Raw genomic sequence first — 4,370 nt, 5'->3', positions numbered from 1 at the left:
TTCAAATTAAATAATTAGATTAATTAATTTAATTAACGATTCGGTACAGCTCCATTTATAGTAAATACACCGCAACCTTGATCAGTAAGCCCTAAGGCGTTGATCTACGCCATTGCGTATAGTATACGCTTAACATGGTTAGTGTTCTTAAGGCGCCTTAACCTCATGCTTCAGGTTAGTTAACTGCCAGTGATTATCATTTAGCTAAGGCATTATAACACCTTTAATGTAATCCCTCGGTTTCTTGGATGCATATTCGAAGGCTTCCTTGATTTGGTCAAGTCTCCACCTATGCGTTATTAGTCTCCTCAAGTCGAATACACCCCTCTTGAGTAGTTCAACAGCTACCTTAAGGTCATTACTGTAGCTGTCTGATCTGGCTGGCACGGCCATAACCACCTCAATGCCCTTGGCATCCCAATCCCTAACGTCAACTGTCACTGGGTGTGGGTAGTAACTGAATATCGCCACCCTACCCTTACGCCTAACCAGCTTAACGGCTGTTAATAAACCCTCTGGGTTACCCGAGGCCTCAATCACAACATCGAAGCCCACTGGGCTGTTTCGGTCTTCTTGGTTATTTGTGGCGTTTATTTTCATTTGATGCCTAAGACGTTAGGTTTTTAACCTAGCCCTAATACCTTTAATTGGTTACCCTGGGTTTCCGAGATCCGTAGGGCTGGGAACCCCCGGCGACGGGTGGGGAGCTGCTGCGGTGAGGGGGCTCGGGGTGACCGTCGAGAAGGAGACGGTGGGGAGCTCCACAAGGGGCAATGAACCGCCGCCTCCGGAGAGACGGCTAGCTCCTTAACTTCACTATCGAAGTTTGGGTTGCTTGGATTGAGGGTTGCCGTTGCTCCATACTCCTTAGCTAGCCTCAACCTATCATCCCTAACATCAACGGCTACAAGACTACTTAAATTCATCCTACTCAAAGCCTGAATGAGAAGCGTACCCATGAAACCAGCCCCAACCACGGCCACGGAGTCACCGGCCCTGGGCGCGGCCTGCCTAACACCATTAACCACAGCCCCAAGTGGCTCACCTATACCGTACTCGAAGGGTAAGTCGTTAGGCAGCTTAGCCACGGCATCACCCTTAGCTATGAAGTAGTCTGCGTAGCAACCATAGCCGCTAGCCACCAGTGCAGCCACCCTATCACCAGGCTTAACACCACTCACATTGGGCCCAACGGCAATAACCTCACCAGCAGGTTCATGGCCAAACCTAGCGGGTGTGCTAAACCAAACCCTATAACCTAGGTAAGCGTAAAGGTCACCAGTACATACGCCACATGCACCAACCCTAACCAAAACCTCATTACCCTTAGGTTCAGGGACCTCTTCCTCAAGAAGCCTAACGTCACCCTTACTAAACAAGACAGCATACCTCCCCCTCACACTAAACACCAACAATAGTACCCTTTAAGGATATTTAAATTTAATAAAAATTATAAAAATAAAAGATAAAAGAAGATGATTTTTAAGGTTCTTTTACTTATACCTAATTAATCACCTCCTTCTCATTGCGATTATTGCTGCTACTGCTGCTATTACGATTACGATTACTACTATTCCTGCTATTAGTGCCGTTGATATTACTGTCTTCGTAACTGTTACCGTGCTTACTGCTGTCGTGGTTGATGCCACTGTTGAAGTCACGGTACTAGTCATGGTGGCAGTGGTTGTTACCGTTGAAACTGCAGTGGTCGTGGTGGTGGCTGTTGTAGTAGCCGTAGTAGTTACTGGAGTATACGAAATATGGAAATACGAAGCAATGCATGTAGTGTTAAAATCACTTGGGCTTATCCCCAGGAAGTCCGCATACCACTTATACTTAGTCCACAGTGAACCATTAAGCATTGCCTGAGCCAGTGGCGGCATCACGCCTGGTGGGGCAACACCACCGAAGTATAATGGTCCAGGCATCCAGACGCCTCCACTTACACCTGGGGCACCCCAAATCTGCTGTGGTGGCTCAATCACGAATTGCGCTGGTAAGTTAGCTGGGCCTAATGGTGGTAGTACCGTGGGTGCTGTTGAGCACTTATACGCCCATTCGATATCGAAAACATGTGGATCCAACTGCTGTGGCTCAAGTTTCTCACCCCACATTATCTGAGGCAGGTAGTACTCCCACCAGGCAAATAGCACCTTAACAGCCACCGCATACTCATAACTACCTGGCGCCGCGGCGCTGAAGGCGTTATCTAGGTTTGTTAGGTTAATGTAGCCGAAGGTTGAGTTGACACAGGTCACAATGGTTGTGTTCGGAATGTGGAGCGTCATAAGTGAGATAGGTGTGCACGTGCCATTTGGCCACTGGAATGGGTAAGCTAGCGATAGGTTAATGTACATAGGCCACCATGGGTAGTGCCAAGTTGCATAACCTGAATAGTAACTTTCAACACCAGGCCCAAACCAACCAGCAGCCTCGTATTCACCATTAGGTATTATTAAGCCTGAGTACGTAGACACATCCTCACCTAAAATCTTAGTTGGTATCCCGAACGCCGTAAGTTCAGTGGCGGCCTCTGATAACGCCGTTAATTGATTTGTAAACCCTGCAGGTGCCATTAGCGTCATGGTTATTGGAGTGCCGCTAGGTGTGTACCATTGCCCATTCTTCTTATAGAAGCCTGCGCTCTCAAGTATCTGAGCAGCCTTAGTCCAATTAACCGTGTAATTGATTATTATGCTTCTAACGAACTCTGGGTACTGGTACAGTATGTAATCCTCCGTTGGTACACTTATCCATATTGGTATTATCCACGCACCCCAAGCCTCAACCATAGCCGTGCGGTTAATAACGTAGGCTAATGCCTGCCTAAACTTCATGTTAAGCCACCAATTGTTAGTTGGGAAGTTATACAGATTAACATCAATGCCATATATTGAGTATGCATATAGGTTAACATTAATCCACCCATGCTGCTCAGCGATCTGTATTTGCTGGCCTGATAAGCCAACGTATGCCCAGTTTGCCTTACCAGCGATCTCAAGGGCTAGGTCTTGGGTGTTACCACCTGGGTAGACCGAATCCACCTCGGGATAGTAATTGAAGGTGTTGAATGGGAAAATCTCAATCCACCTAGCCAGTAATGGTACACCATTGTAGTACATTGGTTCAAGTTTCTCAACTATGGTGTTAGTGCTGATGAAGGTCATGTAGTATGGGCTTAATGCCCAGTAGGATGGTACAAATTCAGTCACGTTCTTGGAGAATATTAATGCTTCACTTGAGTTCATGGACTGCAGTTTTTCAACCATAGGCTTCCAAACGGTGTATGGCGTTGATATTTGGGAGGTTAGTATATATATCCACTCTGTTGGTGACCATGTTTGGAATAGGAATTGTATTGTGTAATTATCCAACACTCTGATGTCTTCGTCTGCGTACTGAGGTAGCATGAATGGGTAGTACCACTTAAATGCCTTAACGCCAATGTAGAAGTACGTGTACACGTCCCAAGCAGTGAAGGGTATTGTGGCTGAGCCATTAAACCAGTAAATACCACGCCTAAGGTAAACAGTCAAAACACCACTACCATTAGGCAAAACCTGAACACTCCAATTCCTAGCCAAAACAGGGTAGAACTTGTTTGTTAGAGGATTGTAGAAGACTAATGGTACCCATGTTTGAATTACACCAACTAGGCTACCTGGTGAGGGGGTATATGGGTTGTAGATTGGTGCACTGGGTGCGTAGAAGTAAGTTGATGATTCTGCATTAATCGCGGTGTATTGGGGTTGAGCATGCGCAGTGATTGATAAGGCCATGGCCACTGCGACTAACGTCAATAATGGTAGTAGTCTTTTAACGTATTTACTTACCTGTTGCATAATTGATAACTAACTAGTGGGTCCTTAATATTAATGTATGCTAACTTTTCCTTATTAAGGATATTTTACATTTGTCTAGCGATAATACCTAGTTAGTACTACATTGCCGTGATTATTCCCAAGATATAGTACTTTAGTTCAAGTTGAGGATTACGCAATAGATATTTATTCTTTTTGAATTAATATATTGACTATAATTAGCTATATAGTTTAGTAATCAATTTCATTATCGCTCAGCATCAGTCTAACTATCTTCCTAATGCCGCTTTGAATCTGCCTACTAACAGTGGTTGTTGATAGGCCTAATTCCTCAGCAACCTGCCTTAAAGTTACCCCACGGTCATCGTCGAAGTATCCTAGTTTGTTTGCTTTTTTATTGTTCTTTCCTCTGCCTTTGTTAGTATTGTTCCTATTCCCCTCTTCATTGCCTTTTCCACTGCCTCTGTTGCGTCTATTCTCCTCTCCCTTACTCTTATTACTCTTCCTCTTGTTTCTAGGTTTTTGATTAGTGTTTGTGTGTCTGTTTCC

At 44.9% G+C, this 4,370-nt stretch carries 4 protein-coding genes; all 4 read right to left on the bottom strand.

Features of this window, described 5'->3' with window-relative positions:
- Nucleotides 1–204 precede the first annotated feature (204 nt).
- A complete protein-coding gene (locus AAX04_RS11325; RefSeq protein ID WP_156519849.1) occupies nt 205–600 on the bottom strand; it encodes a zinc-binding dehydrogenase in 396 nt (131 codons plus the stop codon).
- 23 nt (nt 601–623) lie between these two features.
- Nucleotides 624–1,409, bottom strand: coding sequence for a zinc-binding dehydrogenase (locus AAX04_RS11320; RefSeq protein ID WP_066798353.1), 786 nt, complete (start codon nt 1,407–1,409; stop codon nt 624–626).
- A 102-nt stretch (nt 1,410–1,511) separates the two neighbouring features.
- On the bottom strand, nt 1,512–3,842 hold the full coding sequence (locus AAX04_RS11315) for an ABC transporter substrate-binding protein (protein WP_066798350.1): 2,331 nt from the start codon (nt 3,840–3,842) through the stop codon (nt 1,512–1,514).
- Nucleotides 3,843–4,052: 210 nt separating this feature from the next.
- On the bottom strand, nt 4,053–4,370 hold a 318-nt coding region (locus tag AAX04_RS11310; protein WP_156519848.1), incomplete at its 5' end, for a helix-turn-helix domain-containing protein.

The organism is Caldivirga sp. MU80 (assembly GCF_001663375.1).
In the GTDB taxonomy this organism is placed as follows: domain Archaea; phylum Thermoproteota; class Thermoprotei; order Thermoproteales; family Thermocladiaceae; genus Caldivirga.
Note: the sequence above shows the minus strand (reverse complement) of the source record. Positions and strands in the feature narration are given on the sequence as shown.